The sequence below is a fragment of the Nocardioides sp. genome (assembly GCF_036267815.1).
Classification (GTDB): domain Bacteria; phylum Actinomycetota; class Actinomycetes; order Propionibacteriales; family Nocardioidaceae; genus Nocardioides.
Window position 1 is genome coordinate 38,806 of record NZ_DATAVI010000059.1, and the last position, 26,912, is coordinate 65,717.

22 protein-coding genes are annotated in these 26,912 nt (G+C 70.4%); 13 read left to right on the forward strand and 9 right to left on the reverse strand.

Going from position 1 to position 26,912, the window contains the following annotated elements:
- Window position 1 precedes the first annotated feature (1 nt).
- Window positions 2-1,357 (forward strand): sensor histidine kinase, encoded by a 1,356-nt coding sequence (locus tag VHW64_RS12420; RefSeq protein WP_329650905.1) that lies wholly within the window; start codon window positions 2-4, stop codon window positions 1,355-1,357.
- Here the strand turns inward: VHW64_RS12420 and VHW64_RS12425 are convergent.
- Window positions 1,313-2,224 carry a cobalamin-binding protein gene (locus VHW64_RS12425; protein ID WP_329650872.1) on the reverse strand — a complete coding sequence of 304 codons (912 nt, stop codon included), beginning with the start codon at window positions 2,222-2,224 and terminating at the stop codon, window positions 1,313-1,315. The genes VHW64_RS12420 and VHW64_RS12425 overlap by 45 nt on opposite strands.
- 34 nt (window positions 2,225-2,258) lie before the next feature.
- Here VHW64_RS12425 and VHW64_RS12430 point away from each other — a divergent pair, with 34 nt between their 5' ends.
- The 5 genes from VHW64_RS12430 to VHW64_RS12450 are packed head-to-tail and all read left to right on the forward strand — an operon-like array spanning window position 2,259 to window position 5,257.
- The gene (locus VHW64_RS12430) at window positions 2,259-2,825 is read left to right on the forward strand and encodes a hemerythrin domain-containing protein (RefSeq protein ID WP_329650873.1); all 567 of its coding nucleotides are present in this window, start codon (window positions 2,259-2,261) and stop codon (window positions 2,823-2,825) included.
- Window positions 2,825-3,604, forward strand: a complete 780-nt coding sequence (locus VHW64_RS12435) for a TSUP family transporter (protein ID WP_329650874.1) — start codon at window positions 2,825-2,827, stop codon at window positions 3,602-3,604. The genes VHW64_RS12430 and VHW64_RS12435 overlap by 1 nt, the downstream gene beginning before the upstream one ends.
- A gap of 52 nt (window positions 3,605-3,656) precedes the next feature.
- Window positions 3,657-4,199, forward strand: coding sequence for a DinB family protein (locus VHW64_RS12440; protein ID WP_329650875.1), 543 nt, complete (start codon window positions 3,657-3,659; stop codon window positions 4,197-4,199).
- Window positions 4,192-4,746, forward strand: coding sequence for a DinB family protein (locus VHW64_RS12445; protein ID WP_329650876.1), 555 nt, complete (start codon window positions 4,192-4,194; stop codon window positions 4,744-4,746). Before VHW64_RS12440 ends, VHW64_RS12445 begins: the two co-directional genes overlap by 8 nt.
- A 4-nt stretch (window positions 4,747-4,750) precedes the next feature.
- A complete protein-coding gene (locus tag VHW64_RS12450) occupies window positions 4,751-5,257 on the forward strand; it encodes a GNAT family N-acetyltransferase (protein ID WP_329650877.1) in 507 nt (168 codons plus the stop codon).
- Here the strand turns inward: VHW64_RS12450 and VHW64_RS12455 are convergent, their stop codons facing one another.
- On the reverse strand, window positions 5,258-6,589 hold the full coding sequence (locus VHW64_RS12455) for an AarF/ABC1/UbiB kinase family protein (RefSeq protein WP_329650878.1): 1,332 nt from the start codon (window positions 6,587-6,589) through the stop codon (window positions 5,258-5,260).
- Between the two features lie 125 nt (window positions 6,590-6,714).
- Complete coding sequence (locus VHW64_RS12460; protein WP_329650879.1) at window positions 6,715-7,116, reverse strand: hypothetical protein; 402 nt, start codon at window positions 7,114-7,116, stop codon at window positions 6,715-6,717.
- A gap of 244 nt (window positions 7,117-7,360) precedes the next feature.
- Between VHW64_RS12460 and VHW64_RS12465 the strand changes: the two genes are divergently transcribed.
- Window positions 7,361-8,473, forward strand: coding sequence for a sn-glycerol-3-phosphate ABC transporter ATP-binding protein UgpC (locus VHW64_RS12465; RefSeq protein ID WP_329650880.1), 1,113 nt, complete (start codon window positions 7,361-7,363; stop codon window positions 8,471-8,473).
- Between the two features lie 229 nt (window positions 8,474-8,702).
- Here the strand turns inward: VHW64_RS12465 and VHW64_RS12470 are convergent, their stop codons facing one another.
- Window positions 8,703-9,596, reverse strand: coding sequence for a hypothetical protein (locus VHW64_RS12470; protein WP_329650881.1), 894 nt, complete (start codon window positions 9,594-9,596; stop codon window positions 8,703-8,705).
- A gap of 42 nt (window positions 9,597-9,638) precedes the next feature.
- Window positions 9,639-10,790, reverse strand: coding sequence for a Gfo/Idh/MocA family oxidoreductase (locus tag VHW64_RS12475; protein WP_329650882.1), 1,152 nt, complete (start codon window positions 10,788-10,790; stop codon window positions 9,639-9,641).
- A gap of 217 nt (window positions 10,791-11,007) precedes the next feature.
- On the opposite strand from VHW64_RS12475, the gene VHW64_RS12480 reads away from it, so the two are divergent.
- Window positions 11,008-11,931, forward strand: a complete 924-nt coding sequence (locus tag VHW64_RS12480) for a glycosyltransferase family 2 protein (RefSeq protein WP_329650883.1) — start codon at window positions 11,008-11,010, stop codon at window positions 11,929-11,931.
- A gap of 161 nt (window positions 11,932-12,092) precedes the next feature.
- Entirely contained in the window at window positions 12,093-13,088 is a 996-nt protein-coding gene (locus VHW64_RS12485; protein ID WP_329650884.1) for a glycosyltransferase, read from the forward strand.
- Here the strand turns inward: VHW64_RS12485 and VHW64_RS12490 are convergent.
- Window positions 13,054-14,415 carry an O-antigen ligase family protein gene (locus VHW64_RS12490; RefSeq protein WP_329650885.1) on the reverse strand — a complete coding sequence of 454 codons (1,362 nt, stop codon included), beginning with the start codon at window positions 14,413-14,415 and terminating at the stop codon, window positions 13,054-13,056. The two genes, VHW64_RS12485 and VHW64_RS12490, sit on opposite strands and share 35 nt — an antisense overlap.
- Entirely contained in the window at window positions 14,412-15,299 is an 888-nt protein-coding gene (locus VHW64_RS12495; protein WP_329650886.1) for a hypothetical protein, read from the reverse strand. Before VHW64_RS12495 ends, VHW64_RS12490 begins: the two co-directional genes overlap by 4 nt.
- A gap of 222 nt (window positions 15,300-15,521) precedes the next feature.
- On the opposite strand from VHW64_RS12495, the gene VHW64_RS12500 reads away from it, so the two are divergent.
- Complete coding sequence (locus tag VHW64_RS12500; protein ID WP_329650887.1) at window positions 15,522-17,237, forward strand: hypothetical protein; 1,716 nt, start codon at window positions 15,522-15,524, stop codon at window positions 17,235-17,237.
- A gap of 10 nt (window positions 17,238-17,247) precedes the next feature.
- Here the strand turns inward: VHW64_RS12500 and VHW64_RS12505 are convergent, their stop codons facing one another.
- Complete coding sequence (locus VHW64_RS12505; protein ID WP_329650888.1) at window positions 17,248-17,703, reverse strand: hypothetical protein; 456 nt, start codon at window positions 17,701-17,703, stop codon at window positions 17,248-17,250.
- A 269-nt stretch (window positions 17,704-17,972) separates the two neighbouring features.
- On the opposite strand from VHW64_RS12505, the gene VHW64_RS12510 reads away from it, so the two are divergent.
- On the forward strand, window positions 17,973-19,496 hold the full coding sequence (locus VHW64_RS12510; protein ID WP_329650889.1) for an oligosaccharide flippase family protein: 1,524 nt from the start codon (window positions 17,973-17,975) through the stop codon (window positions 19,494-19,496).
- Between the two features lie 53 nt (window positions 19,497-19,549).
- Entirely contained in the window at window positions 19,550-20,437 is an 888-nt protein-coding gene (locus VHW64_RS12515) for a sulfotransferase domain-containing protein (protein ID WP_329650890.1), read from the forward strand.
- A gap of 8 nt (window positions 20,438-20,445) precedes the next feature.
- Here VHW64_RS12515 and VHW64_RS12520 read toward each other — a convergent pair whose 3' ends face one another.
- Window positions 20,446-21,678 carry a hypothetical protein gene (locus tag VHW64_RS12520; protein WP_329650891.1) on the reverse strand — a complete coding sequence of 411 codons (1,233 nt, stop codon included), beginning with the start codon at window positions 21,676-21,678 and terminating at the stop codon, window positions 20,446-20,448.
- A gap of 234 nt (window positions 21,679-21,912) precedes the next feature.
- Between VHW64_RS12520 and VHW64_RS12525 the strand changes: the two genes are divergently transcribed.
- Window positions 21,913-26,844, forward strand: a complete 4,932-nt coding sequence (locus VHW64_RS12525; protein ID WP_329650892.1) for a PKD domain-containing protein — start codon at window positions 21,913-21,915, stop codon at window positions 26,842-26,844.
- The last annotated feature ends 68 nt before the right edge of the window (window positions 26,845-26,912 follow it).

Sequence of the window (26,912 nt, forward strand, 5' to 3'; positions counted from 1 at the left end):
CATGGCACACCGCGGGCCGCGGGGATGGTCGCTGCGTCGCCGCCTCATGACGATCGGCCTGCTCGGGCTGGCCGTCGCCCAGGCGGTCGGGTCGGTGGCGCTGTACGTCGCGCTGTCGGTCGCGAGCCGCCACGACCTCGACCGGCGGGCCGACGCCACGGCCGAGCAGGTGGCGGACCTGGTCGTGTCGGGTCGCCTGCCCGACCCGATCCCGGTGACGGGGGACGAGTCCGTCCAGGTGGTCGACGCCCACGGCCGGGTGATCAGCGCCTCCGCGAACGGCGACCGGCTCACGCCCCTGCTCACGGCGGCCGAGCTCCGTCGTGCCGAGGGGGGAGCCGTGAGCGTCCCGGGCTCGCGGCTGGGGCTCAGCTCGACCCTGCGCGTGACCGCGAGACCCGCCTCTGCCGAGTCCGGAGCACCCGAGGTCGTGGTGGCGGAGCCGGTCGCGGATCTCGCCCGGAGCCAGCACCTGCTGGGGGTGACGCTGCTGATCTCCTCCCCGCTGCTGCTGCTCGTGCTCGGGCTCATCGCCTACCGGGTGATCGGTGCCACGCTGCGACCCGTGGAGGAGCTGCGCGCCGCGGCGGAGCGCGTCTCGGGCGCGGAGCATCACGATCGGCTGCCCGTGCCGGCGTCCCAGGACGAGATCCATGCTCTCGCCCTCACGCTGAACTCGATGCTCGGCCGGTTGACCGAGGCCCGCAACCGCGAGCGCAGCTTCGTCGCGAACGTCGCCCACGAGCTGCGCAGCCCGCTGGCTTCGCTGCGGGTGCAGGTCGACGTGAGCCGGCGCCACGGCGCCTCCGAGGAGGACCACGCGGACCTCGCCGACGAGCTGGACCGCATGTCGGTCCTCGTCGAGGACCTGCTCGTCCTGGCCCGGCTGGACGCCGGCGAGCCGCTGCCGCCTCCGGACCCGGCGGCCGAGCCGAGCGTGGTGCTCGCCGCCCTGGTCGACGAGAGGCGCTCGCCGACACCCGCCGTGGCCGTCGGGCAGGTCGACTCCGGGGCGCTGCCGCTGACCCGGCTCGAGCTCGAGCGGGTCGTGCGCAACCTGCTCGACAACGCCCGCCGCCACGCCGAGACACAGGTCGGGCTCTGCTTCGTGCGCAGTGGTGGCGAGGCGTGCCTGCGGGTCGAGGACGACGGCCCGGGAGTGCCTGCGAGCGAGCGGGAGCGCGTCTTCGACCGCTTCGCCCGGCTCGACGATGCGCGGGCACGCGACACCGGCGGGAGCGGGCTGGGGCTGGCGATCAGCCGCGAGCTCGTGCGGCGTCGTGGCGGCGAGCTCCGGCTCGGCGAGTCGTCGTCAGGGGGCCTCCTCGCCGAGGTGGTCTTCCCCGACGGTCTGTGAGATGACCCGCCGTGCCGGAGCCAGGAGCTCGCCGAGCTCGTCGATGCCGTCGGGAAGGCGGGTGCCCGGCCTGGCCCAGGAGGCGTTGGCGTCGACCGCCAGCACGGGAACGTCCAGGGACAGCACCCCGGACGTGACGAGCTCGTCGGCGAGGCGCTGCGACCCGGCCCGGTCGTAGCCGCAGGGCGCGACCACCACGACGTCCGGCTCGGCGTGGTGCACCTGCTCCCAGGAGATGCGCCGCGACTTCTCGCCAGGGGTGCCGAGCAAGGGCTCGCCGCCGGCGATCTCGATCATGTCGGGGATCCAGTGCCCGGGGGCGAAGGGCGGGTCGGTCCACTCCAGGAACATCACCCGAGGTCGGGGACGCCCCAGGCTGCGGCGCCACGCCGCACCCAGCCGGGCCCTCTGGTCGGCCACGAGCCTGGTGGCGGCGTCCTCACGGCCGATGGCTTGTCCGATCGTCACGATCGACGCGAGGACGTCCTCCAGGGTGTGGGGATCGACGGTGAGCACCTCGGCGCGACATCCGAGATGACCGAGGGCCTCGTCGACCACCGAGACGTCGACGGCGCAGACGGCGCAGAGGTCCTGGGTGACCACGAGATCGGCGTCCAGATCGGCCAGGGCGCCCTCGTCGAGGTGGTAGAGGTCATCACCACGAGCCATCGCGGCGACGACGAACTCGTCGATCTCGGCGGCGCCCAGCCCCTGCGGCATGGCCGAGGTCGACACGATCCGGCGCTCCCGTGCCTCGGGCGGGTAGTCGCACTCGAACGTCACGCCGACCACGTCGTCCCCGGCCCCGATCGCGAAGAGGATCTCCGTGGCCGACGGCAGGAGAGACACGATCCGCACCCGCCCCATTCTAGGTCCGTGGGCTGGCTAGGGTCAGGACGCGATGAACGACGAACACCCGCTCGCCTGGGACGAGAGCACGCGCCCCTCCCTGGCCGAGGCCGCCGACACGGCGTACCCGCCCGACCAGGAGGCCTTCCACGGCCACCTGGTCCAGATCCACGACCATCTGCGGGCGGAGCTGACGCGCCTCCACGACCTGGTCGAGGAGGTACGGCGCGGTGTGCTGACCGCGGGCGACGCGCGAGCGGCGGTCCACGCCATGTCGCTGCGCCAGAACAACTGGACCCTCGGCGCCTACTGCCAGTCCTACTGTGGCTTCGTCAACGGCCACCACACGCTCGAGGACACCAGCGTCTTCCCCCACCTGCGTCGCGCGGAGCCCGCGGCCGCGCCGGTGCTGGACCGGCTCGCCCAGGAGCACGTGGTCATCCACGAGCTGCTCGACGACGTCGACCGCGTCCTGGTGGCGCTGGTGCGCGAGGCCGACGAGGGCGCCCTGGACGAGGTCGAGCGAGCGCTGCGGGCACTGGGCGAGAAGCTGCTCAGCCATCTCGCCTACGAGGAGCGCGAGCTGCGCGGCCCGCTGGCCCGGCACGGCTTCTACTGATGAGCGACCCGTCGACAGCCACGCTCCTGCTCCTCGCGCTGGCGGGACTCGCCGCTGGGTTCGTCGACGCGGTCGTCGGCGGCGGGGGACTCGTGCAGCTTCCCGCACTCCTGGTCGGACTCCCGCACGCCTCCCCCGTGCAGATCCTGGGCACCAACAAGCTCAGCGGGATCTGCGGCACCTCCGTCAGCAGCGCGACGTACTACCGCAGGGTCAGGCCGGACCCCCGCACCTTCGGCCCGCTGATGGCCTGCGCGTTCGTCGGGTCGGTCGGCGGCGCCGTGATCGGGTCCCACATCTCCAGCGGCGCGTTCGACCCGATCGTGCTCGCGGTGCTGGTCGTGGTCGGCGCCTATGTCCTGTTCCGACCGGACCTGGGGCAGGCCACCGAGCTGCGGCACAGTGGCGGCCGGCACCTCGGGATCGCGATGCTCACCGGGCTGGCGATCGGCTGCTACGACGGCGCGCTCGGGCCCGGCACCGGCAGCTTCTTCGTGATCACCCTGGTGAGCGTGCTCGGCTACAGCTTCCTGGAGGCGTCGGCCAAGGCGCGGATCGCGAACTGGGCGACCAACCTGGCCGCCCTGTGCGTGTTCGTCCCCGAGGACGCGGTGCTGTGGAAGGTCGGGCTCGTGATGGGGGTGTGCAACCTGGTCGGCGGCTACCTCGGAGCGCGGACGGCGGTCGCCCGTGGCACCGGCTTCGTGCGGGTCTTCTTCATCGTCGTCGTGGCGGGCTTCGCGGTCCGCATCGCCGGTGACCTGCTGGGCCTGTGGTGACCTCGGGCAAACGCGGGTGCGGGAGGTCGTCGGCTCGCAATAGCGTGCTGGCATGACCCAGACCTTCGACGAGAGCACGCGGATCGAGTCCGCCCTCCGCGCCGACGAGACCGCGGCGCTTCGGGCCTTCCTCGACTACCACCGCGACACCCTGCGCTGGAAGTGCAGCGGGCTCACCCAGGAGCAGCTCGCCCAGACGCACCCGCCGTCGACGGTGACCCTCGGCGGCATGATGAAGCACCTCGCGCTCAACGAGGTCGGCTGGTTCGGGCGGACCCTCGCCGGCGTTCCCTATCCCGAGCCGTTCGACGCGGTCGACTGGGACGCCGACCCCGACTGGGAGTGGCGTACCGCCGCCGACGACTCACCGCAGGCGCTGCGTGACCTGTTCGACGACTGCTGCCGCCGTGCCGACGCCGGCATCGACGACGCGCTGGCCCGAGCCGGCCTCGACGCGACCTCGGTGCGTGAGAGCTCGAAGGACGGCGCGTTCAGCCTGCGCTGGATCCTGCTGCACATGATCGAGGAGTACGCGCGACACAACGGTCACGCCGACCTGATCCGTGAGTCGATCGACGGCGTGACCGGTGAGTGACCTGGAGGCCGCGGCGGGTGCCGACACCCGGGTCGACCCGCCGTTGCACGGCGACGAGGCGGCAACGCTGCGGTCCTTCCTGACCTACCAGCGGGAGACCCTGCGCCGAAAGTGCGGCGGGCTCAGCCAGGAGCAGCTGGCGCAGCGGCTTCCGCCCTCCGACCTGAGTCTGGGCGGGCTGATGAAGCATCTCGCGCTCGTCGAGTCACAGTGGTTCGACTACTTCTTCCGCGCCCTCCCCCTCGCCGCTCCGTTCGACGCGATGGACTGGGGGGCCGAGCCCGACTGGGAGCTCGACTCGGCCCAGCACGACACCCCGGCCGAGCTCCGGGCGCTCTTCGACGATGCCGTGTGCCGCTCCGACGCCGTGGTCGACGACGCGCTCGCGGGGCGAGGGCTCGACGCGGAGTCCGCGCGAGTGAGCCCCCGGACCGGGGAGACGTTCACGCTGCGGTGGATCCTGGTGCACATGGTCGAGGAGTACTCCCGGCACAACGGCCACGCCGACCTGATCCGTCAGTCGGTCGACGGCGTGACGGGCGAGTGAGGCGGTGAGCGAGCCGACCGATCGGCGGATCCGGCCGGCGACCGACGACGACTGGCCGAGGATCTGGCCGTTCTTCGCCGCCATCGTCGCCGACGGCGAGACCTACGCCTACCCCGACGAGCTCACCGCCGAGGAGGGCCGCGACCTCTGGCTGGAGCGACCACCGGGGCTGACCGTCGTGCTCGAGGACGGCGGCCGCGTCCTCGGCACCGCCAAGATGGGTCCCAACCGGCCGGGCCGCGGCGACCACGTCGGCACCGCCTCGTTCATGGTCGCACCGGCGGAGTCGGGGCGTGGCCTGGGCCGGGCCCTCGCGTCGTACGTCGTCGACTGGCACCGCGAGCACGGCTATGCCGGCATCCAGTTCAACGCGGTCGTCGAGACCAACCTCGCCGCCGTCGGGCTGTGGCAGTCGCTCGGCTTCGAGATCGTCGGCACCGTCCCGGGCGCCTTCCGCTCGGCGACCGAGGGCCGGGTGGGGCTCCACGTGATGTATCTCGGGCTCGACTGATCAGTCAGCGAAGCCGGGGAGGTTCTCCTCGAGGATCGCCCTGAACGGCGCCTCGGCGCCGAGCTGGCTCAGCACGCCGACGCCGCCGAGCCAGGTGCGGTGGATGAGCAGGTAGGCCGGGGGCAGGTTGAGCTTCAGCGCCACGGTGTACGTCGGCTCCCGGGGGTTGTGCAGGCGCTGGAACTGACCCTGCATCCACTCCCTGGAGAACCTGAACCGCTCGACCAGGGTCGGCTCGACGAACGGCGAGAGGTAGTCCAGGACGAGCGCGGGGTCGAGGTTCACGCCCGGCTTGATGAAGCCCTCGTCGCGTAGCCCGGCGACGAGCTCGTCGGGCTCGCGGTCGCCGGCGATGCGGATCAGCCGTCCCATCGACGCGGGGAGCCCGGCGTCGGGCAGGCGCGCGACGGCGCCGTAGTCGAGGACTCCGAGCCGGCCCGGCGTGCCGTCGTCGTTCGGCAGGACGCGGAAGTTCCCCGGGTGCGGGTCCGCGTGCAGCATGCCGGTGCGTGCGGGACCTGCGAAGAGGAAGCGCACGAACAGCTCGCCGTAGTGGTCGCGCTCCTCCTGGGTCCCGTCGGCGATCACCGCCGCCAGCGACGCCGGACTCTCGAGCCACTCGGTCACCAGGACCTGGTGGCCCACCGCGACGACATCGGGGACCACGATGTCCGCGTCGGCGCGGAACGCATCGGCGAACGCCTGCTGGGCCTGCGCCTCGAGGGAGTAGTCGAGCTCGTCGGTCGCCCGCGCCTGGAGCTCCTCGACGAGCGGCTTGATCTCGATGCCGGGAACCATCGGCCCGATCGTGCGCGCGAGCCGGGCGAGCTGGCGCAGGTCGGAGCGCAGGGCGTCGCCCGCTCCCGGGTACTGCACCTTGACAGCGACATCGCGGCCGTCGCGCCACCGGCCGCGGTGGACCTGTCCGATGCTCGCGGCCGCGGTCGGGCCGCCGTCCAGCCAGACCAGGTCGTCGCGCCAGTCGGCACCGAGGTCCGCGGCGATCTGGTCGCGGACGGTCTGGGTGGGCATCGGCGGGGCGGAGTCCTGGAGCTTGGTGAGCTCGGTGCGGTACGGCGCGACCAGCTCGTCGGGCAGGGCGGCCTCCAGGACCGACATCGCCTGACCGAACTTCATCGCCCCGCCCTTGAGCTCCCCGAGGGTGCGGAACAGCTGTTCGGCGGTGCGCTGCTGGATCTCGCTCACCACGGCGTCAGCCGGTCGGCCGCCGAGGCGCTTGCCGAGGCCGAGCGCGTTTCGGCCGGCGTAGCCCAGCGGCAACGCCGCCAGCCGCGCGGTGCGCGCGACGGCCTTGCGGGGGAGGTCCGGCATGACCCCATTGTCCCTGACAGGGAAAGACGGTTCTGCGCGGGCTGGGAGCTCGAGGGCCGGCCGGCGACGACACCGGCGACGACAGCGAAGGTGACGCCGGGTGCCGACCGGCCCTCTCGATCCGCTCAACCCACGGTGACCGTGAAGTTCGCCTTCGACGTGCGCACGGCCGAGCCGTCAGGGTCGGCCACCACGCGGAGGTGACGCGCGCCCTTGGCGCTGAGAATGACGCGGATCGTGTACTTCCCGGCACTGGTGGTGTGCATGGACGCTCCGGTCAACTGGACCCAGGTGCCGTCCTTGAGGGACTGGACGGCGATCGTGGCGGGCACGCCGTGTCCCGACGCCGACACGGTCCCGCTGACTCGGAACGTCGCCCCGGCGGCGGGCGTGCTGTCGGTGGCCTTGGCGGTGACATGGCTGGCAACGGGTGCGCTGGCCTCGGCCGGGGCGAGGGCGAGCCCGGCTCCGGCGGCGGCGAGCGAGCCGATCACTGCGGTGGCGATGCGAGTGCGCTTCTTGTTCATGACTGCTCCTTGTTGATAGTGGGACCGTCGGCTCCGTCAGCTGCGGCTCCCGCGGTTACTTGCGGTTCGAACATGGGCGAGTCTGGCTTTGGCGCGGCCCCGGCTCCGTCTCGCAGATGACGGTTCGGCGTCCGAGCCGTTGGCGTCGACGAGCGTGTACGGTGACGCCACCGGTCTCGAGCCGGTACGCCACTTCACAACGGATCGTCCGGCACGTTCCTGCCGGTGGAGGGAGCAGTTCAGCATGGCCACTATCACCTTCGAGAAGGCGCAGCGCTGGTACGCCGGCACCGATGCCCCCGCGGTCGCCGGGATCGACCTCGAGATCGGCGACGGCGAGTTCATGGTCCTGGTCGGACCCTCCGGGTGCGGCAAGTCCACGACCTTGCGGATGCTCGCGGGGCTGGAGGAGGTCGACGAGGGCACCATCAGGATCGGTGACCGCGACATCACCCACCTGCCGCCCAAGGACCGCGACATCGCGATGGTCTTCCAGAACTACGCGCTGTACCCGCACATGACCGTCGCCGAGAACATGGGCTTCGCGCTCAAGATGGCCAAGGTCTCGGCGAACCAGCGGCGTCAGCGAGTCGAGGACGCCGCGAAGCTGCTGGGGCTGACCGACTACCTCGAGCGCAAGCCGAAGGCGCTGTCGGGAGGCCAGCGCCAGCGGGTGGCGATGGGGCGTGCGATCGTCCGCAGTCCGCAGGTGTTCTGCATGGACGAGCCGCTGTCCAACCTCGACGCCAAGATGCGCGTGCAGACCCGCACCGACATCGCCAAGCTCCAGTCCGATCTCGGCGTCACGACCGTCTACGTCACCCACGACCAGGTCGAGGCGATGACGATGGGCGACCGGGTCGCTGTCATGAAGCTCGGCGTCCTCCAGCAGGTCGACACCCCGCTGAAGCTCTACGACAACCCCGTCAACCTCTTCGTGGCCGGGTTCATCGGCTCACCGCAGATGAACCTCATCGAGGCCAGGGCCGTCGACGGCCAGGCCCAGATCGGGAAGTACGTCGTCCCCGTCGACCCCGCGTCCCAGCGCCGGATGGAGGGTGAGGTGACCATCGGGGTGCGCCCGGAGGCCTGGCAGCTGGTGTCCGCGGACGCCGGCGGCCTGCCGATCGACGTGACGGTGGTCGAGGAGCTCGGTGCCGACAGCTACGTCTACGGCAGCTCCGACGTCGCGGGCACGCCCAGCACCGTCGTGGTCCGTGTCGGCGCACGGGACAAGATCCGCAAGGGCGACGTCCTGCACGTCACCACCGACCCGCAGAACGTCCACGTCTTCGACACCCACACCGGCGAGCGCCTCTCCGACCACCCCGTTGAGATGCGCCTTCCAACCCGTTGAGACGCGCCTTCCACCCCGTTGAGATGCGCGTTCCAACCCGTTGAGATGCGCCTTCCTGCCCGGCGGGGCTCGGTGGCTCCGCGGCGGGCTCGGTCTCCTGCGACCTTCAGGCCGTGGACGTGCCCGCCGGTCCGCACCCGCGGCACCGGCAGGAAGGCGCATCTCAACGGGTTGGAAGGCGCATCTCAACGGGTTGGAAGGCGCATCTCAACGGGGTGGAACGCGCATTTCAACGGGTGAGGGCAGGTGCCTCTGCGGTCGCCGGGGTCCAGATCGAGTCAGCGATCTCCTTGGTGCCGCGGATGTTCGCGGCGCTCGAGGCACCGAAGACGACCGACTGGATCTTGGGACGCTCGGCGACCCACTCCAGCGCCTCGCGTGGGCCGATCGCGCCCGAGGCGAGCACCGACATGGCGATCGCGCGGAACTCGCGCTCCTCCAGCGCCCGGTCGTACTCCTCCATGCCGCCGCTCATCCGGAAGCCGATCTTGTTCATGTTGGCGCAGACGATCGGGTTCTCGACGCCGACCTCGTCCAGCGCGTCGAGCAGGCGCGGCATGTTCATCGTGATGAAGCCGGCTTCGGCGTGGTACTCCTGCGTGACGTGACGGGCGAACATCGCGAACGCCTCCTTGAAGCCCAGTCCCAGCAGGAGGTCGGTCACGACGTTCTGGAGGAACACGACCGGCGTCTTGAGGCCGACGAACATCGACATCTCGGCGTCCACCAGCATCTTCATCAGGCTCTCGACGTCCTTGGACGCCACCGCCTTCCCGCCGCGCACCGCGGTGCCGAACAGGCTGTCGTCGGCGGCGAACTTGCGCATCGCCCCGAGCATCCCGAGATCGGTCACCGCGTTGGCGTACTTGTGGGCGTAGGGCATGCCCGGGTAGAAGATGAAGTCGGGGTAGCGCCCCGGGTTGTTGCGCACGATGTCGGCGATGCTGCCGACCAGCTCGTGAGTGGTGCACATGAAGGTGCGGATGCCCGAGTCGTAGGCGATGTCGAGCACGGCCATGATCGAGTCGAGGTCGTGGAAGCGCATCGCCTGAGCGCGAGCCTTCTCCTCGGACATGTGGTTGACGCCGAAGAACTGGTTGTCTCCGAACAGCAGTCGGTCCATGACGGTTTCCCTGTATCCCTTTGGTCCGTAGGTCGTGGTGGCTCAGGCCGCGCGGCGGCGTCGACGGGCGCCCCAGCGTCCGCGGCGTCGAGGTGCCGCGGTCGGGGCGGAGGTCTGCGTCCGGTGCCCACCCGTGGAGGCGCTCGGCACCATGGTGTGCGCGACGGCGTCCTCGGCGTCACGCAGCAGCGAGTCGATGACGCTGTCGGTCACGGCCGCGGAGGCGAAGGAGTTCAGGTCCGCGGGCTGGCCCTCGGGCAGGGTGTCCTCGATGGCACGCACGAAGTGGTCGAGCTCGGCGCTGTACTCCTCGCCGCGCACGTAGAACCACACCGGCGGGGTGAGGTCGGTGGTGTAGCGGACGTTCCAGCCGACCTCGTAGCCCTCGGGCACGACGGCGGTGTCGCGGAGGTAGACCTGGCACTCCTGCCGGTCGACGGTGATCCGGCCGGCGGTGCCACTGAGCGTGATCTTGGTCGACATCTTGCGGTAGGACTCGTCGGACCAGTTCACCGAGAGCTGGGCCGACACCGCTCCGCCGTAGTAGATCGTGGCGTACACCTCGTCCTCGGTCGACGCCGAGAAGATGCTGCCCAGGACCGTGCCACCCACCGAGGTCGGCTCGCCGAGGTACCAGGTGAGCAGGTCGAGCGGGTGCGCGGCGTAGTCGTAGAGGCAGCCGCCGCCATCGGCCCGGCGAGACCGCCAGGTGCCGCCCTTGGCGCGCAGGACCACGGGGCCGTAGGCCTCGGCCTGGGCGTGCCGGATCTCGCCGATCGCACCCGCGTCCACGAGCCGCTTGGCCTCGGCGAACGCCGCCACGAAGCGGTTGTGGTACCCGACCTGGGCGTGCAGCCCCTTCTCGCGGGCCAGCGCGGCGAGCTCGATCGACTGGCTGGCGTCGAGGGTGAGCGGCTTCTCGCAGAAGACGTGGAGCCCGCGCTCCAGGGCTGCCTTCACCATCGGGAAGTGCGCGTGCGTCGGAGTCGCGATGACGACCGCGTCGAGATCGGTGCGCTCCAGCAGCTCGTCGTAGTCCTTGACGCCGGCGATCCCGATGTTCTTGCTCAGGACGTCGAGCAGGTATCCGCTCGAGTCGCAGATCGCCGCCACCTCCACGTCGGGGTGCGCCCCCAGCAGGGACAGATGGGACAGACCCATCTTGCCGACGCCGACCACTGCTACGCGCATCATGCGAAAACGCCCCCCAAGCGTTGAGAATCCCCATTCCAACCAAGGGGCAGAGACCCCTCGCGGACTCCAACCTAAGGTGGAGACCCCGATGGTGCCGAGCCGGGCGGCCCAATATCACCAATATTGACGGTCTCGTCGACACGCCCGTCGCGGACCCTGAGTCCTTGTGGTCTGATGCCTGCTCGGGGACACGGGGGAATACCGGACAATGGGGACGATGAACGTGACAGACCTGCCAGCCGTCACGGCGGTGGTGCCGACGCACAACCGACCGGAGATGATGCGGCGAGCCGTTCAGAGCATCCTGGACCAGGAGTACGACGCAGACGTCGAGGTGATCGTCGTCTTCGATGCCTGCGACCCCTTCGACCCTCCGGTCGAGGTCCCCGCGCGACGCAAGGTGCGCACGGTCGTGAACTCCCACAGCCGCGGTCTTGCCGGCGCACGCAACACCGGCATCGACGCCGCGGCGTACGGCTACGTCGCCTTCCTCGACGACGACGACTACTGGCTGCCGGGCAAGCTGGCCGCGCAGATGCCCGCCTTCCTCGAGCCCGAGCCGCCGGTGCTGGTCGGGACCGCGATGATGGTCGACGACGGGCAGCGCACCTTCGACCGGCTCGTCCCGGTGGAGCGGGTCACCCACGCCGACCTGCTGCGTGACCGGATGGCCGGGCTGCACTCCAGCACCTTCGTCTTCGACCGAGCCGCCTTGACCGGTCCCGTCGGGGGTGTCGACGAGGATCTCCCCGGTGGGTACGGCGAGGACTACGACCTCCTCCTGCGCTCCGCCAAGGTGGGCCAGATCCGGGTGGTGAACCGTCCCCTCGTCAGCGTGACCTGGGCCGGCCAGTCGTACTTCTTCGGTCGCTGGAGCCTGTACGCCGACGGCCTCACCTACCTCCTGAAGCGTCATCCGGAGTTCGCCACCGACCGGGCCTCGCTGGGCCGGCTGTGCGGCCAGGTCGCCTTCTCGCGCGCGGCCGCCGGCCAGCGCCGCGCCGCCTGGCCGTGGATCGCTCGTTCGCTGCGCAACGACGTGCGCCAGATGCGCGCGTGGCTGGCCGCCGGCATCGCGCTGCGACTGCTGTCGGCGCCGTGGGTCGTGCGCGAGGTCCAGAAGCGTGGCAAGGGGATCTAGGCCGTGTCTCCCCATTCGGCCGCCTGCTGTGCGGGCTTTCGCCTCCGATCTGGCTGCGCTGTCGGCACTCGAGGGGCTACCAGCCCGCCTTCGCGCCTCCGCCCTGCCAGATCGACGCCAGGTCCCCCTCGCTACGGCGCCGAAGTGGGAGACACGCCCTAGTGCTCTTGCTTCCCAGGGCGGCGCGCCCCAACGCAGTCACCGTCGACGAGCCGGCCTGGCCGGCCGACCGGTCGCGCCCGGCGCCACGCACGCTGCTCGTGGCCACGGCGGGCGGGCACCTCGACGAGCTGAAGCTGCTGGTCCACGCGCTCGACATCGACGTGCGCGACGCCGTCTGGGTGACGAGTCGCAATGCCCAGACCGAGGCGCTCCTCGCCGACGACGTCGTCGAGTGGGTCCCTCCCGTGGGCTCGGGCCGGCGGCTCCGGGCCGCGTCGCGGCTCCCGATGGCGATGCGAGTCCACCGGCGGATCAGGCCCGACCGAGTGATCACGACCGGCGCGCTGTTCTCGACGCCACACCTGATGGCGGCGTCCCTGGCCGGCACGCCCACCTGGTTCATCGACAGCGCCACCCGCGTGGCGGCACCGTCGTCGACCGGCAAGTTCGTCAGCCGCTTCACCCGCGCCAAGCTGCACGTCCAGGGCGACGGCTGGGGTGACCCGCGCTGGACGCCGGTGCCGGGCGTCTTCGACTCCTTCGAGGTGCGACCCGCACCGTCGACTCCGCCCCGGATCACCAGGGCCGTGGTCGCTCTCGGCACCGAGGTCTGGCCGTTCACCCGCGCGGTCGACCGCATCCTGGAGCTACTGCCGGACGCCGAGATCACCTGGCAGACGGGCGTCACCGACTACGTCCACGAGGGGGAGCAGCTCCAGCGCTGGCTGCCGCCCGCGGGACTCCGCGAGGCGATGCACGACGCGGACGTCGTGATCGCCCACGCCGGTGTCGGCACCGTGCTGGCAGCGTTGGGCGAGGGCAAGGTGCCCGTCGTCCTGCCTCGGCTGGAGGCGCAGCGCGAGCACGTCGACGACCATCAGGTCGAGGTCGCGGCGATGCTCGACCGCCGCTCGCTGGTGGTCTCGGTCGACCCCGACGCCCTCACCTACGACGACCTGGTCAGGGCCGCGGGACTCCAGGCTCAGCCTCGCTGAGACGGCTTCGCGCGACCGGGGCCGGGCGCCAGGCGAGGGCGGCGGCGATCATCAGGAGCGGGAGCCCGTAGGGCACGAGCCCGTAGTAGATCGTCTCGATCACCCCGGCCAGCACGACGGCGTTGCACACCATGCCGGCGAAGTCACGGCGGCGGAACGTCAGGACGACCGCCACCAGGAAGAAGCCGACGAAGCAGGCGGTCGCGATGACGCCGTGCGAGATCAGCACCATCCAGAACTGGCCCTGGGTCCCGACCTTGGGGTCCCAGGGGTTGGTGGAGGTGGACTGGATCGTCACGCCGTAGCCGAACAGCGGCGAGGACTGGACCGAGTGCAGCGCCTGGTCGTAGAGCGAGGCACGGGTGTCGGTGCTCGCCTCGACGCGCGTGTGCAGGCCCGCGGAGACGTTCAGCGCCTTCCAGAGCACCAGGCCGATGCCGCCGGCCACCGCCGCCGACAGCACGACCCGGCCGAGGTAGCCGCGGGCGGCGAGCCGGAGGCCGACGTACACCGCGACGATCCCGAGGCCGATGAACATCCCGCGGTTCAGCGTCAGCATCGCCGGCACCGCGGAGACCGGCAGCAGCAGGCCGGACAGCCGACGCTGCCAGCTCCGCTTGGGCGACTCCAGGAAGTAGATCAGGACCAGCGGCAGCACCATGGAGTAGGCGTTGCCCCAGTTGTTGGTGAAGATGAACGGCGCGGTCGGGCGCGGCGGGATCTGGAAGTAGTTGGTGGGGTCGTACTGCGAGAACGGCCGGACCACCATCACCTTCACCAGGTCGTTGGAGACCAGGAACGGCGAGACCTTCGCGAGCACGTAGTACGTCGGTGTCCGGAACTGGCCGATCGGCTTGACGGCGCCGAGGAAGCCCCCGACGGTCATGGTCACGAGGTACCAGACGAGGTACTGGAGGACCTTGCGGTCGGGGATCCACCGCCGGGAGTTGTAGACGTAGACGAACACCACGGTCGAGCCGAGGTAGATGCCCGCGCGGTAGGCGAAGGTGAAGTAGGAGTTGAACTTCGTGATCTCGATGCCCGACGCGAGCATGAAGAGCAGGAAGATCAGCCAGATCGCGAAGCCCCGCGGCACGCGCACGTGGGTGCTGCGGCGCAGGTAGTAGACCATGACGACGGCGATCGGCACGATGACGAAGTCGATCGTGCCCAGCAGCCACCACAGGGGTGTCGCCACGAGCAGCCAGGCCAACGGCCAGGCAGGCAGGGGCCGGCGTCGGTCGAGCTCCCCGTCGGACCGGCCGGCGCGCCGGGCGGTCGCCGGCCGAGCCGCCGAGGCCGGTGACGGCGAGGTGTCCAGGCTCATCGGGACGCCTCGACCTCGACGACGAGGTTGGTGATCCAGCCGTTGAACTGGTCGGTCGCGCTCCGGATCAGCTCGCCGTTCTCGGCGATCTTGCCGCCGATGGAGATGGGCATGTCCGGCGGGAACGTCACGGCGCCGACCGGTCCGCTGACCTTCTCGGAGGTCGTGGGGCCCCAGCCGACCGGGCCGAGCTCGCGGACGGACACCGTGAGGCTGTCGCCTTCTCGGTAGCAGCGCATCCGGTACCACTTCCCTGGCAGAGCCTGCATCTGTGCGCGAACGAGCAGCGTGCCGTCGGTCCCGTGCACCGCGCAGCTGGCCCGGCGCAGGTCGGCCTCGGCCTTGAACTCGGCGGACTCACCCCAGAGCCCGCGCTGGATGAGGTTATCACCGTTGTCGGGGCCGGTTGAGCCGGTCGAGACGGCGTCGAGCTGGAAGTCTCCGCCCCACGAGAAGTCCCTGGTGCCGGGGTCGAGGCCGTCGTGGCCGGGTGCGTTGCGGACGACGAGCGCGGCCCGCGGATAGCGGCTCTGGGTCGTGAACTCCGGCATGTCCCAGGCCCCGGTGCCGTCGGGTCCTGTCGTGCTGGTGGCCCGTCCGCCGTCGATCCGCGACCACAAGGCGCGGACGGGCGCGGTGCCGAGCTGGTCGGCGCCCGTCGCGCCGGCCGCTGGCTGGAGCAGCATCGCCGCGTGTGCCGGCAGAGCACTGGGCGGCTCGGCCGGCTGGGACGGCGCGCCGGTCGACGTCGGCGGTCGGGTGGCGGCGTCCGACGAGGCACCGCCCCCGCAGCCCGACAGGACGACGGCGAGGGCGCCGGCGAGGACCCAGCCGAAGACCACGGCGAGCAGGCCCCGGCGGGCTCGCGGCGTCGTCGTGTCCATGGTGGGTCCATGGTGCGCCGCGAGGGCCGGGTTCCCCAGCCAAACGCCCGGATCCGGTGGTCGGATCGGGTTCGTTCCCCGAATTCGGGGAATGCCGTCACCTCACCCAAGTCCAAGACGCCAAATCGCAGACATGGGAGGGTTACCGTGTCCGGGGGAGCGCCTCATGGGAACACCGACGGTGGTGGTGAGCAAGGCGCTGAGAATGGAAGGTGTAAGGCCGTGGCGCATGACCTGGACGAGGGCAGATCGCTCGAGCTCCGGCAGTACCTCGCCGTCATCCGCCGCCGGTGGTACGTCGTGGTGGCCGGTCTCATGGCCGGTGTCCTGGGAGGGTTCGGCTTCCTGCACGTCGCCAACAAGTCGGTGACGGCGACCGCGACGGTCAACATCAACGTCTTCTCCTCGACCCCGTTCGACAACCAGAAGCCGCCGTCGCAGCTCTTCGACGCCACCACCGAGCAGGCGCTCGCGACGTCCGCGGAGGTGCTCGGCCGGGCCGCCACCGAGCTCGGCAACGGCCAGACACCTACGCAGATGCGGTCCCGCACGGCCGTCCTCCCGGTCGCCGGCGCGACCATCGTCAAGGTCAGCTTCACCGCGTCGTCCAAGAGCAAGGCCTACGCCGGCGCGGATGCCATCGCCAACGACTATCTCGACTACCGCTCCTCGGTCGCGTCGACGAAGGTGAAGGCGTCGCTCGACAAGTTCACCAGCCAGCGCAACCGGCTGAGCCAGCAGCTCAAGGTGGCCACCGGTCACTTCGACAACGCCACGCCCAACAGCCCGCAGGCCACCCAGGCCGACGCTGAGCGGCAGCTGGTCGACCTCGAGCTCACCGGTGTCGTCAACTCGATCAACGAGTTCGACAGCATCGACACCAGCGGCGGGTCACTGATCAGCAGTGCCGACGCCAACCCCGTGAAGCTCAACCCGAGCAGCAAGCTCGTCTACGCCGGAGGCGCGCTGCTCGGCCTGATCTTCGGCCTGCTCCTCGCGTTCCTGGTCAACGTGCTCGACCGCCGCATCCCGGACGGCGAGTCGCTGACCGGCATCGGCGGCGGAGCGGTGCTCTCCGAGCTGACGTCGCGGCGTGCGGCCGTCCCCGCCGTGGGCGACGACCTCGACCAGATCCGGAGCCTGCGCGAGCGCCTGCTGGCCACCGTCGAGCCTGGCGGCAACCTGGTCGTGATGGACCTCGTCGTGCGCGACCGACCCTCCGACATCGCCATGAACCTCGCCCTGTCGATGGTCGAGCGCGGCGACCCGGTCCAGCTCGTGCTGCCCGACTACACCGACGCCCACCTACGCCTTCTGGTGAGGGTGCTCGACCTCGAGAAGTCGGGCAGCTCCACGGACGCCTCGAGATACGTCTCGCGGCTCTCGCCGGGCCTGGCTGTCATCGCGACCCACGAGGACCAGGCACTGGGCGCGCCCGGTGCGCGCCTGGGCAACATCTTGACCACGGCCCACCAGCCCGGCCTCACCACGATCGTCGCCATGCCGCCGACCGCGCCTCGCTCGCTGTGGCTGACGGCAGGACGCCTCGGTCACTCGATCATCCTGGTCGCGGCGCGGCGGGAGACCCGCACGCGAGCAGTGCGCCAGCTGGTCGAGGAGCTCCAGGCGGTAGGCGCCGTGATCCACGGCTCGGTGCTGGTGCCGCGCAGGCGCTCGGTCGACATGAAGCCTGCGAAGCGCTCGTCGCGCAAGGGTGCGCCCGAGCAGCAGACCCGCATCACGGTGACCAAGGTGCCCGCGAAGGCCGGGCCGGCTGCCCTCCGCGACGCGGACCGCTACGTCGAGGACGAGTACGAGGAGGAGCCCGAGCTGGAGTACGACCGCGAGGACCTCGACGACCTGCGAGCCGGGTCGGCAACCGCCGCGGCGCAGGTCGTCTCGGCGTCCGAGAGCCGTACCGACTCTGCCCGGTCCTGACCGGCGCGGATCAGCAGGCCGGGTTGGTGGGCAGGCTCGAGTGGGTGACCAGCCAGTGACCGTCGCGGAACACCAGCGTCAGCAGGTTCATCACCCGCGCCGGCCCGGCCGAGGTCGTGACCTGCTGGCCGTGCTTGTCCAGGACCTTGACCGCGGTGTTGTCGAGGCAGGTGGCCACGACGAGCAGCGGGGGATGGGCGCGTCGCTTGATCACCTTCTGGCTGACGATCTTCGGCTCGCCGACCACCCGGTAGTGCTTGCCGGCGTACTCCTTCCGCATCTCCAGGAGGTTGGCGAGGGCCGGACCGGCGATGACCTGCTGGTGCGGCCGCTTGTGGGTGGGCCTGGCGAGGAGCCGGTTGAAGCCCGCGAGGTAGGACTGCGTGGTCGTGTGGGCAGCCCGACGGGTCGTCGCGTCGACATGCACGCCGTGGTAGTGCGACGGCTTGAAGGTCGGTGTGGTCACGGGCGGAGCCGAGGGCGGAGTCGAGTGCGAATGGCGTCTCGAGGCGTCCGAGCTGTCGTGCCCTCCGCACGCGGTGAGGCTGAGCAGCAGCGTTGCCGTCGCCATCGCGCCGACCGCTTCACGCATTTGGGGCATCCAGACCACGTAGCTTTCCTAGTATTTTCGAGACGACGGGGGCACGTTCGCGCGCCTTCACCTGACCAGAAGACCCTAGTCGCGGCCCTGAAACTGGGGATCCAGAAAATTCGGGAGCAGTCATCACAGCGTCGGTGAGTCCCACGAGCGCCCCACCCGGGCGCCAGTCCGAGGTGCGCAGCGCCGCCCAGGGCGGGGTCGTCACCCTGGCGGGCTCGGGCCTGAGCGCGGTGCTGGGCTTCGTCCTGAACCTGATGTTCGCCCGCGAGCTCGGGGCGCACGGCGCGGGGATCGTGCTCCAGTCCATCGCGGTCTTCACCATCGCGCTGAGCTTCGGCAAGCTCGGCCTCGACACCACCGCCGTGTGGTGTCTGCCGCGCTTCCTGCTCGGTGACCGGGCGAAGGTCAAGCCGGCGATCATCGGACTGCTCGTTCCCGCGGTGCTCACCAGTCTCCTGGTGGACCTGGTCTGGTTCGGGCTCGTGGCGCTGCCCGGCGTCCACATCTTCTCCCACGAGATGCACGACGCCCTGCTGCTGTCGGCGATCTTCCTGCCGGCCGCCGTCGTGATGACGGTGGCGCTGGCCTCCACCCGGGCCTTCGGCGGGGTGGTGCCGTTCAACCTGATCGGCAACATCCTGGTGCCCGTCGTGCGGCCGCTGGGTCTGCTCGTGGTGGTGGCCATGGGCGGAGCCGCGACGGCCGCGACGTTCTCGTGGGCGCTGCCCTGGCTGTTCGGCGCGGTGGCCGCGATGGTCGTGGTGATCCGGCAGGTGACCCGCAGGGAGGATCTCCAGGCCCTGCCGTGGCGGCGCGACCGCGCGGTCGACCGCGAGATCTTCCGCTACTCGCTGCCGCGCTCGGTGATGGCGGGCCTGGAACAGGCCATCTTGTGGCTCGACGTGATCCTGGTCGGCTCGATCCTCGGCGCGACCCAGTCCGGCATCTACGGGTCCGCGGCGCGGTTCGTCAGCGCCGGCATGATCGTCCTGACGGCGTTGCGGATCGTCGTCGCCCCCAGGTTCAGCGCGATGCTGGCCGAGCGCGACCTGGACGCCCTGTCCCATCTCTACCTCGTCACGACCCGCTGGATCGTGCTGTTCGGCAGCCCGGTCTACCTCACCCTCGCGCTCTTCTCGCCGACGGTGCTCGCGTGGTTCGGGCCGGGGTTCGGGCGCGGCGCGCACTCCATGACCATCCTCTGCCTGGGCTCGGTCGCCACCCTGGCAGCCGGCAACGTCCAGTCGCTGCTGCTCATGAGCGGCCGGATCGGCTGGGGCGTCACCAACAAGCTCGTCGTGCTGGTGTTCAACCTCGGCCTCAACCTCTGGCTGATCCCGCGGGTCGGCATCACCGGGGCGGCGGTGAGCTGGGCGCTGAGCATGGTCCTCGACACCGCCCTGGCCGCGATCCAGGTACGCCGCGCGACCGGCCTCACCCTGGCTCCCGGGGCGACCGCCCACTCGCTGGCCGCGGTGTGCCTGTGCGTCCTCGTCCCCTCCGGCGCCGTGCTGCTGACGCTGGGGCAGGGCAACGTGCAGCTCCTGCTCGCGATAATCGTGTCCGGCGTGCTGCTGCTGGCCTACTGCGCGGTCGACCGGCACCGCCTCGAGCTGGTCGACCTGGCCATGCTGCGACGCGGTTCTCGACAAGATTGATGAACTCTCCCCGTCCGCCTGCGGGCCCCGGCGACGGCACGTAACCTCGCCGGGTGACGTCGTTCATCTCGATCAAGGACCGCTCGCCGCGCTGGGCGCGAGACGCCGCCATCGTCGCCACTCGCGGCTTCGGGCGAGCGACCTCGCGCACCCGTCAGGTGCCGGACTTCCTGGTGATCGGGACCAAGCGAGGTGGCACGACGTCGCTCTTCAACTACCTGATGATGCATCCCGGTGTGCTCGGGCTGTACCCGCGCCCGCGGCTCCAGAAGAGCACGGACTACTTCTTCAAGGGCTACGACCGGGGCGAGCAGTGGTATCGCTCCAACTTCCACACGCAGGCCTTCCGTGACCGGCTGGCGTCCCAACTGGGCTACGCGCCGCGCAGTGGTGAGGCATCGCCCTACTACGCCTGGGACCCTCGGGTGGCCCAACGCGCCTACGACGTCAACCCCGCGCTGAAGGCCGTCATGCTGGTCCGGAGCCCCGTCGAGCGGGCGTTCTCGCACTGGCAGGAGCGCGTGCACAACGGCGTGGAGCCGCTGAGCTTCGAGCAGGCGCTGGACGCGGAGGAGGCGCGCACCAGGGGCGAGCTCGAACGGATGCTGGACGATCCGCTCTACTACAGCGAGGCCCACGACTGGTACACCTACCGCTCGCGCGGGGTCTACCTGCCGCAGCTCCAGAGCTGGACGGCGGTCTTCCCGGCCGAGCAGCTGCTGGTGATCTGCAGCGAGGACATGTACGCCGACGTGCAGGGCACCGTCGACCGCGTCAGCGCCTTCCTCGGCCTACCCGCGCATCGGCTGCCCACCACCAAGACCTTCAACGCGAGCCAGCGGCTGCCGATGCCGGAGGGGGCCCGGGCCGAGCTCACGTCTTTCTATGCGCCGCACATCCGCGCCCTCGGCGACCACCTCGACCGCCCGCTCAGCTGGTAGCCCGCCCCTCAACGGGTGAGCAGGGCGTCGGCCTGGGTCAGCAGGGCGGTGAGGTCCTCGGGGGAGATCCACACCTGGGCCCAGTCGCCGTGGTGGGCGGCGAGGCCGCACGCGCGCTCGACCACGACCAAGGCGTAGACGGCGGCCACCACCGAGCCCTGCTCGCGGGAGACCCCCGCCGCGACGAGGTGCGGGCGCGAGTCGTCGAGGCAGCCGCCCAGGTCGAGCTCGAGGAGCTGCGCCGACGGGCTGCGCCGAGCGCTGAACGCCCAGTGCATGGCGTCCAGCCCCGCAAGGGCGTCCTCCTCGCTGTTCTCCCAGTCCCAGACCCAGAGCTGCCCGGACGCGTCTCGCGCGCGGTTCCACACGGTCAGGTCACCGTGCCACCGGGCGGTGACCGGGAAGGCGTCGGCGCGGGCCTCGACGAGGCCGAGCAGACGCCCGGCCGACGTCGCGATGCCACCGGCGACCGGATCGCCCTGCTGCTGTCGCAGCCGGGTCGACAGGGCGGACAGGTGGCCGGTGTCTCGAGGCGGGCTCCGCCGGGTCACCGGCATCAGCGAGTACAGCTCGGCCGAGCTGGGCGGCGGGATGCGGCCGCGGGACCCGCGCACGTCCCCGGGCAGCGGCTCCATGACGAGCACCGGATGGCCGTGGTACGTCGTCTCCGCGAGCACCGCGGGGGCGCGCATGGGTCCCGCCCGGCCGCCGACCTCGCGGAGCACGCGCGTCTCCGTGCTCACGTAGCCGTCGGAGACCCGGTCCCACCCCACCTTGGCGTGGCCGACGGGGCGGCCGGTCCCGTCGACCAGGGCCAGGCTCGCCTTCCGGTTGTCGCCGGTGCGGATCCCGATCGAGGCGGAGAGCGCCCCGGTGTCCAGGGCCCGGGCGAGCACCGCCAGCGGCAGCTGCTCGGCGAGCTCCGGGCGGTCTCGCCGTACCTGGACGGTGACCGCGTGCCGCAGCACCGGCACCCGGTGTCGGGCGAGCGGCCCGACCACGGCGCGCATGAGGTTCTTGCGTCGCAGGCGAAGTCCCCGGTAGTTCTCGATCGCCGCGGCCGTGACGGCGCTGTCACCCCGGGGCACGAGCAGCTTGGCCCGGCGCAGGTCGGGAACCGCCCAGTAGGACTCGTGGTCGACCCAGTCCGGGTCGGCCGCCCCGTCGACGTCCACGCGCACCCCGCCGGTGTCCAGGAGAGGCGACCACAGCTGCTCAACCAGGCTGTCGAGGGGATCCACGAGAGCTCCGTCCTGCGTTGACGTCGGTAGTCGAGGACCGATCGTCTCATCCGCGTCCGAGGAGGGCTGTCCCCCATATGCGGGAGGGTCCACCAGGGCCCCGCGCACAGCCTCCGCACAGGTCTCCGCACTCCCCAATTTCGGGCGTGTGGGGGCACTGAACGCCCAGTTAGCCTCGCGCTTGTCCGAGGAGTCTCGGGCTGTGTATGTCTTGGACCCGTCAAGGAGTCACCCATGCGTTTCGTCAGAGCGTTCGTGGCCGTCGCCACCCTGATCGGGACTGTCGCCATGGCGACCGTCCAGCCGGCCACGGCGGCGACCACCCGCGCGCAGGCCGCCCTCACGGCGATCACGCCGGCGAACATCGGGACCACGGCTGACACGGCCGCCGGGTCGTGCTGGGAGATCAAGCAGCAGAACCCGTCGGACCCTTCCGGCGACTACTGGCTGCTCACCCCGGCGATGGCCGCGCCGCAGCAGTTCTACTGCGACCAGACCACCAGCGGCGGCGGCTGGGTGCTGATCGGCAAGGGCCGCGACCAGTGGGACAAGAACAACACCGCGCAGGGCAAGGCCGCGGCTCTGCTCTCGCCTGACCTCTCGCCGATGACCGGCACGACGACCCAGTACTCCGGCCAGACGGTCGACGGCCTGCTCAACAACGGCCGCGTCGACGCCCTGCCCGACGGCGTCCGGGTCCACCGCGCCATGGACGGCACCGGGACCAACTGGCAGGACGTCTCGATGAAGTTCTCCCGGTTCGGGCACTGGGCCTGGGCGTTCGGCGCGCTGAACCCGCTGACGAGCTGGTCGGTGACGCCGACCACTCCGGGTGGCAGCGCGACCGCCTCCGGCACCGGCGGCACCTCGCAGAGCTTCGGCACCGGCACGTCGTACAGCAAGATCAGCGACCTGCCCGGCACCGCGAACGACTGGAGCTACGGCTTCGCCTACGGCAGCTCGGTGACCGGCTCGAGCGCCGACACGTCGTACCTCTGGTCGTCGACGAACGGCGCCGGCGGCGCGATCCCCTACGCCCAGGTCTACATCCGCCCGCAGGTGACCAGCACCGACGCCGGCTTCGCCGCGATCCCCGACAGCGGCACCGCCGCGCAGACGATCCCGAGCGTCGCGCAGTCCGAGGCGCTCGACGCGTCGTGGGGCGTGGCGGGTCTGGCCGGCTCGACCGACCTCGAGGGCGACGTCGAGGTGCAGGCGTTCACCCAGTCCGGCAACTACATGTACGTCGGCGGCAACTTCGCCACGGTCCAGCAGGACGCCAGCGGCACCGGCGCGGTGAACCAGCCGTTCCTCGCCGCCTTCGACATCAACACCGGCCAGTGGGTCTCGTCGTTCCGACCACAGCTGAACAACAACGTGATGTCGCTGGCGACGCTGCCCAACGGTGACGTCGTCGCCGGTGGCCAGTTCACCCAGGCCAACGGCGCTCCGGCCACGGAGATCGTCGCGCTGAACCCGACCACGGGTGCGACCGACCCCACCTGGAACCTCACGATCCTCAACCTCAAGACCGCGGGCGTCGTGCAGATCAACGCGCTGTACACCTACGAGAACAACCTCTACATCGGTGGCTCGTTCACGCACATGCTCGGTGGCTCGCACCCCAACAAGCAGGTCTACGCCTCCAACCTGGGCCGGGTCGCCGTCGCCGACGGCACGCCCGACAGCACCTGGCAGGGCAACCTGAACGGCACGGTCAACGACATCTCCGGCGCCAACCAGGCCGGGCAGGACCGCATCTACGCCGTGGGCTACTTCGGTGCCTACGGCACCAAGGCCACCGACACCCCGGTCCCGACCGAGAGCGCCGTGGCGCTTCAGACGGCCGCCGGAGCTCCGCTGGCCACGCCCAACTGGAACCCGACCAGCTCGACCTGGAGCAACTCCAAGAACGACTACCAGCGCGCCGTCGAGGCCGTCGGCAGCAAGGTCTGGGTGGGCGGCTCGGAGCACAGCCTCTTCCAGTTCGACCCCGGGACGTTCCAGCGCACGTGGGGCGACATCATGTACGACAAGGGTGACGTCCAGGCGATCACGTCGTACAACGGCGCGCTGTACGCCGGCTGCCACTGCAACTACTTCGACTACGCCAACGCCTACACCTGGCCGACGCTGCCCAACAACTGGACCCGTGCCGACGGCATGCAGTGGTTCGGTGCATGGGACGCGACCACCGGCAACCGGATCACCCAGTTCGCGCCGCACATGCAGCTGCGCTCCGGTGCGGGCGTGTGGGCCCTCCAGAACGACAGCAACGGCACGCTGTGGGTCGGTGGCGACGTCACCCAGGTCACCTCGCAGACCAAGAAGAACTCCTGGTCCGGCGGCTTCGCCCGCTACCCGCTCGACGACTCGACCGCGCCGGGCACGCCGGGGGGCTTCTCGATCCAGTCGCAGACCGGCTCCACGGTCACCCTGGGCTGGAACGCCGTGTCCGACCCGAGCGGCGTGACCTACCAGATCCTGCGTGACGACCGTCCGATCGCCAGCACGACGTCGACCTCGATCACGGTGCCCACGAGCGCGACCGGACGCTTCTTCGTCCGGGCCGCAGACGGCGCCGGGAACGTCGGTGCGAGCACGTCGGTGCTGGTCGCGGGCAGCGGCGCGCTGCCGCCGGCCGCCTCGTTCACCTGGACCTCGAACCACTCGACGGTCAACGTCGACGGGACCGGCTCGACCAGCCCCGACGGCACGGTCAGCGACTACCTGTGGGACTTCGGCGACGGCTCGGGTGCGCACGGCGCGACCTTCAGCCACACCTACACCGCGGCCGGCACCTACATCGTGAAGCTGACGGTGACCTCCGGTGCCGGCGCGACCAACAGCGTGTCGCAGTCGGTCACGGTGAGCACTCCGGCGGTGAACTCCGCCCCGACCGACGTCTACGGCAGGCAGATCTACCAGGACAACCCGTGGATCTACTACCGCCTCGGAGAGGCGACGCGGACCACCACCGCCGCGGACTCCGGTCCCGACAACCGGACCGGCACCTACAACAGCAACACCTCGCTCACGTTCGGTACCGCCGGTGCCCTGCTGAACTCGACGAACACCTCGGTCACCGGCAACGGCTCGGCCGGGTTCGTCACCTCACCGGTCACCGCCACCGCGCCGAGCACGTTCAGCGAGGAGGTGTGGTTCAAGACCACGACGACCCGGGGCGGCCGCCTGATCGGCTACAGCTCCTCGAACACGTCGTCCGGGTCGACCAACTACGACCGGATGATCTACATGCAGAACACCGGCCAGCTGATCTTCGGCGCCTACACCGGCGCCGAGGCCGAGGTGCAGACGTCGGCCAGCACGCCGTACAACGACGGCAAGTGGCACATGGCCGTGGCGACGATGTCGCCGACCGGCGGCATGCAGCTCTACGTCGACGGCGCCCTGGTCGGCACCAACCCGAACGGCGTCGCACAGAACTACGTCGGCTACTGGCGAGTCGGTGCGGACAGCGTCTGGGAGGGTGCGACGAGCAAGGCGCTCGCCGGCAGCCTGGACGAGGCCGCGGTGTTCAACCAGGTGTTGACCCCGGCGCAGATCTCGACCGAGTACACCGACGGCGCGACGCTGATCGGCACCCCGCAGAACAACCCGCCGACGGCGTCGTTCACCTCGACGATGACCAACGCGAGCGGGCACTTCGACGCGGGCGCCTCGTCGGACTCCGACGGCACCATCGTCAAGTACGCCTGGGACTTCGGTGACGGCACGACCGGCAACGGGCAGATCGTCGACCACGCCTACGCCAACCCCGGCAACTACTCGGTGACCCTCACGGTGACCGACGACGACGGGGCACTGGGCACCACCCAGCAGCAGGTGCAGGCACTGGCGGCGCCGGTGAGCACGGTCGTGGTCGCGGACAACGCCAGCTGGCTCTACAAGTACGACTCCACGGCCACCCCGAGCGGGTGGAACGGCGTCGGCTTCAACGACTCGGCCTGGAAGTCCGGCGCTGCGCCGCTCGGCTTCGGCGGCACGACCATCGCGACCAACCTCGACACCTTCGGGGCGACGTCCAACCGGCCGATCACGTCGTACTACCGCAAGAGCTTCCAGATCACCGACAAGACGCAGGTGACCTCGCTCGTGCTGAACACGGTGGCCGACGACGGCGTCGTGGTCTACGTCAACGGGACCGAGGTCGCGCGCGGCAACATGCCGGCCGGCACGGTGACCAGCTCGTCGTATGCCTCGAGCTCGGTGAAGACGGCCAACGCCCAGCAGCTGACGATCACGGTGCCCAAGAACCTCCTGGTCAACGGCACCAACGAGATCGCGGCGGAGACGCACCTCAACTACAGGGGAACGGCCGACATGTCCTTCCACCTGAAGGCGACCCTGACCACCCAGGCCACGGGCGACTCCGACCAGCCCCCGGTGGCGGCGTTCACGCCGACCATGACCGGGCTGTCCGGTTCCTTCAACGGGTCTGCGTCCACCGACCCCGACGGCACGATCGAGTCCTACGACTGGGACTTCGGCGACGGGAGCACCCACGGCACGGCCATCTCGGTCAACCACACCTACGCCAACCCGGGCGCCTACACCGTGACGCTCACCGTGACCGACGACGAGGGCAGCTCCACCGCCCTGTCGCAGGTCGTGAACGCGACGTCGCCGACCTCGGTGATCGTGCCGAACGGATCCATCTGGTCCTGGAAGTACGACAACACGGCGCTGCCGAGCAACTGGAACTCGCCGTCCTTCGACGCCTCCGTGTGGAACAGCGGGGCGGGGGTCCTGGGCTTCGGCGGCAGCACCGTGGTCACCAACATCGACACGTTCGCCGACCCGACGACGCGACCGATCGCGGCGTACTTCACCAAGCAGTTCCAGGTGAGCGATGCCTCGAAGGTCACCCAGCTGGTCCTGAACACCAGGGCCGACGACGGGATCGTGGTCTACGTCAACGGCACGGAGGTCGGACGGACGAACATGCCCGCGGGCACGATCACGCCCACCAGCTACGCGTCGTCCGCGGTCAAGACGGCCAACGCCCAACAGGTCACCATCACCGTGCCGACCAGCCTGCTGGTCAACGGGACGAACGTGATCTCGGCCGAGACCCACCTCAACTACCGCAAGACGCCGGACTCGAGCTTCGACCTGAAGGCCACGATGACGGTGAGCCAGTGATGCGCCCGTTTCGCCGCTGAGGTGAACCACCTTCGGGTGCGCGTCGTACATCCGAAGGGGAGGGGTCG

Bases quoted from the DNA above. Each gene is read 5' to 3' on its own strand.
- VHW64_RS12435 (WP_329650874.1), top strand. From the start codon at position 2,825: ATGAGCGACCCGTCGACAGCCACGCTCCTGCTCCTCGCGCTGGCGGGA.
- VHW64_RS12475 (WP_329650882.1), bottom strand. From the start codon at position 10,790: ATGATGCGCGTAGCAGTGGTCGGCGTCGGCAAGATGGGTCTGTCCCAT.
- VHW64_RS12420 (WP_329650905.1), top strand. From the start codon at position 2: ATGGCACACCGCGGGCCGCGGGGATGGTCGCTGCGTCGCCGCCTCATG.
- VHW64_RS12465 (WP_329650880.1), top strand. From the start codon at position 7,361: ATGGCCACTATCACCTTCGAGAAGGCGCAGCGCTGGTACGCCGGCACC.
- VHW64_RS12425 (WP_329650872.1), bottom strand. From the start codon at position 2,224: ATGGGGCGGGTGCGGATCGTGTCTCTCCTGCCGTCGGCCACGGAGATC.
- VHW64_RS12430 (WP_329650873.1), top strand. From the start codon at position 2,259: ATGAACGACGAACACCCGCTCGCCTGGGACGAGAGCACGCGCCCCTCC.
- VHW64_RS12455 (WP_329650878.1), bottom strand. From the start codon at position 6,589: ATGCCGGACCTCCCCCGCAAGGCCGTCGCGCGCACCGCGCGGCTGGCG.
- VHW64_RS12440 (WP_329650875.1), top strand. From the start codon at position 3,657: ATGACCCAGACCTTCGACGAGAGCACGCGGATCGAGTCCGCCCTCCGC.
- VHW64_RS12525 (WP_329650892.1), top strand. From the start codon at position 21,913: ATGCGTTTCGTCAGAGCGTTCGTGGCCGTCGCCACCCTGATCGGGACT.
- VHW64_RS12480 (WP_329650883.1), top strand. From the start codon at position 11,008: ATGAACGTGACAGACCTGCCAGCCGTCACGGCGGTGGTGCCGACGCAC.
- VHW64_RS12495 (WP_329650886.1), bottom strand. From the start codon at position 15,299: ATGGACACGACGACGCCGCGAGCCCGCCGGGGCCTGCTCGCCGTGGTC.
- VHW64_RS12470 (WP_329650881.1), bottom strand. From the start codon at position 9,596: ATGGACCGACTGCTGTTCGGAGACAACCAGTTCTTCGGCGTCAACCAC.
- VHW64_RS12460 (WP_329650879.1), bottom strand. From the start codon at position 7,116: ATGAACAAGAAGCGCACTCGCATCGCCACCGCAGTGATCGGCTCGCTC.
- VHW64_RS12490 (WP_329650885.1), bottom strand. From the start codon at position 14,415: ATGAGCCTGGACACCTCGCCGTCACCGGCCTCGGCGGCTCGGCCGGCG.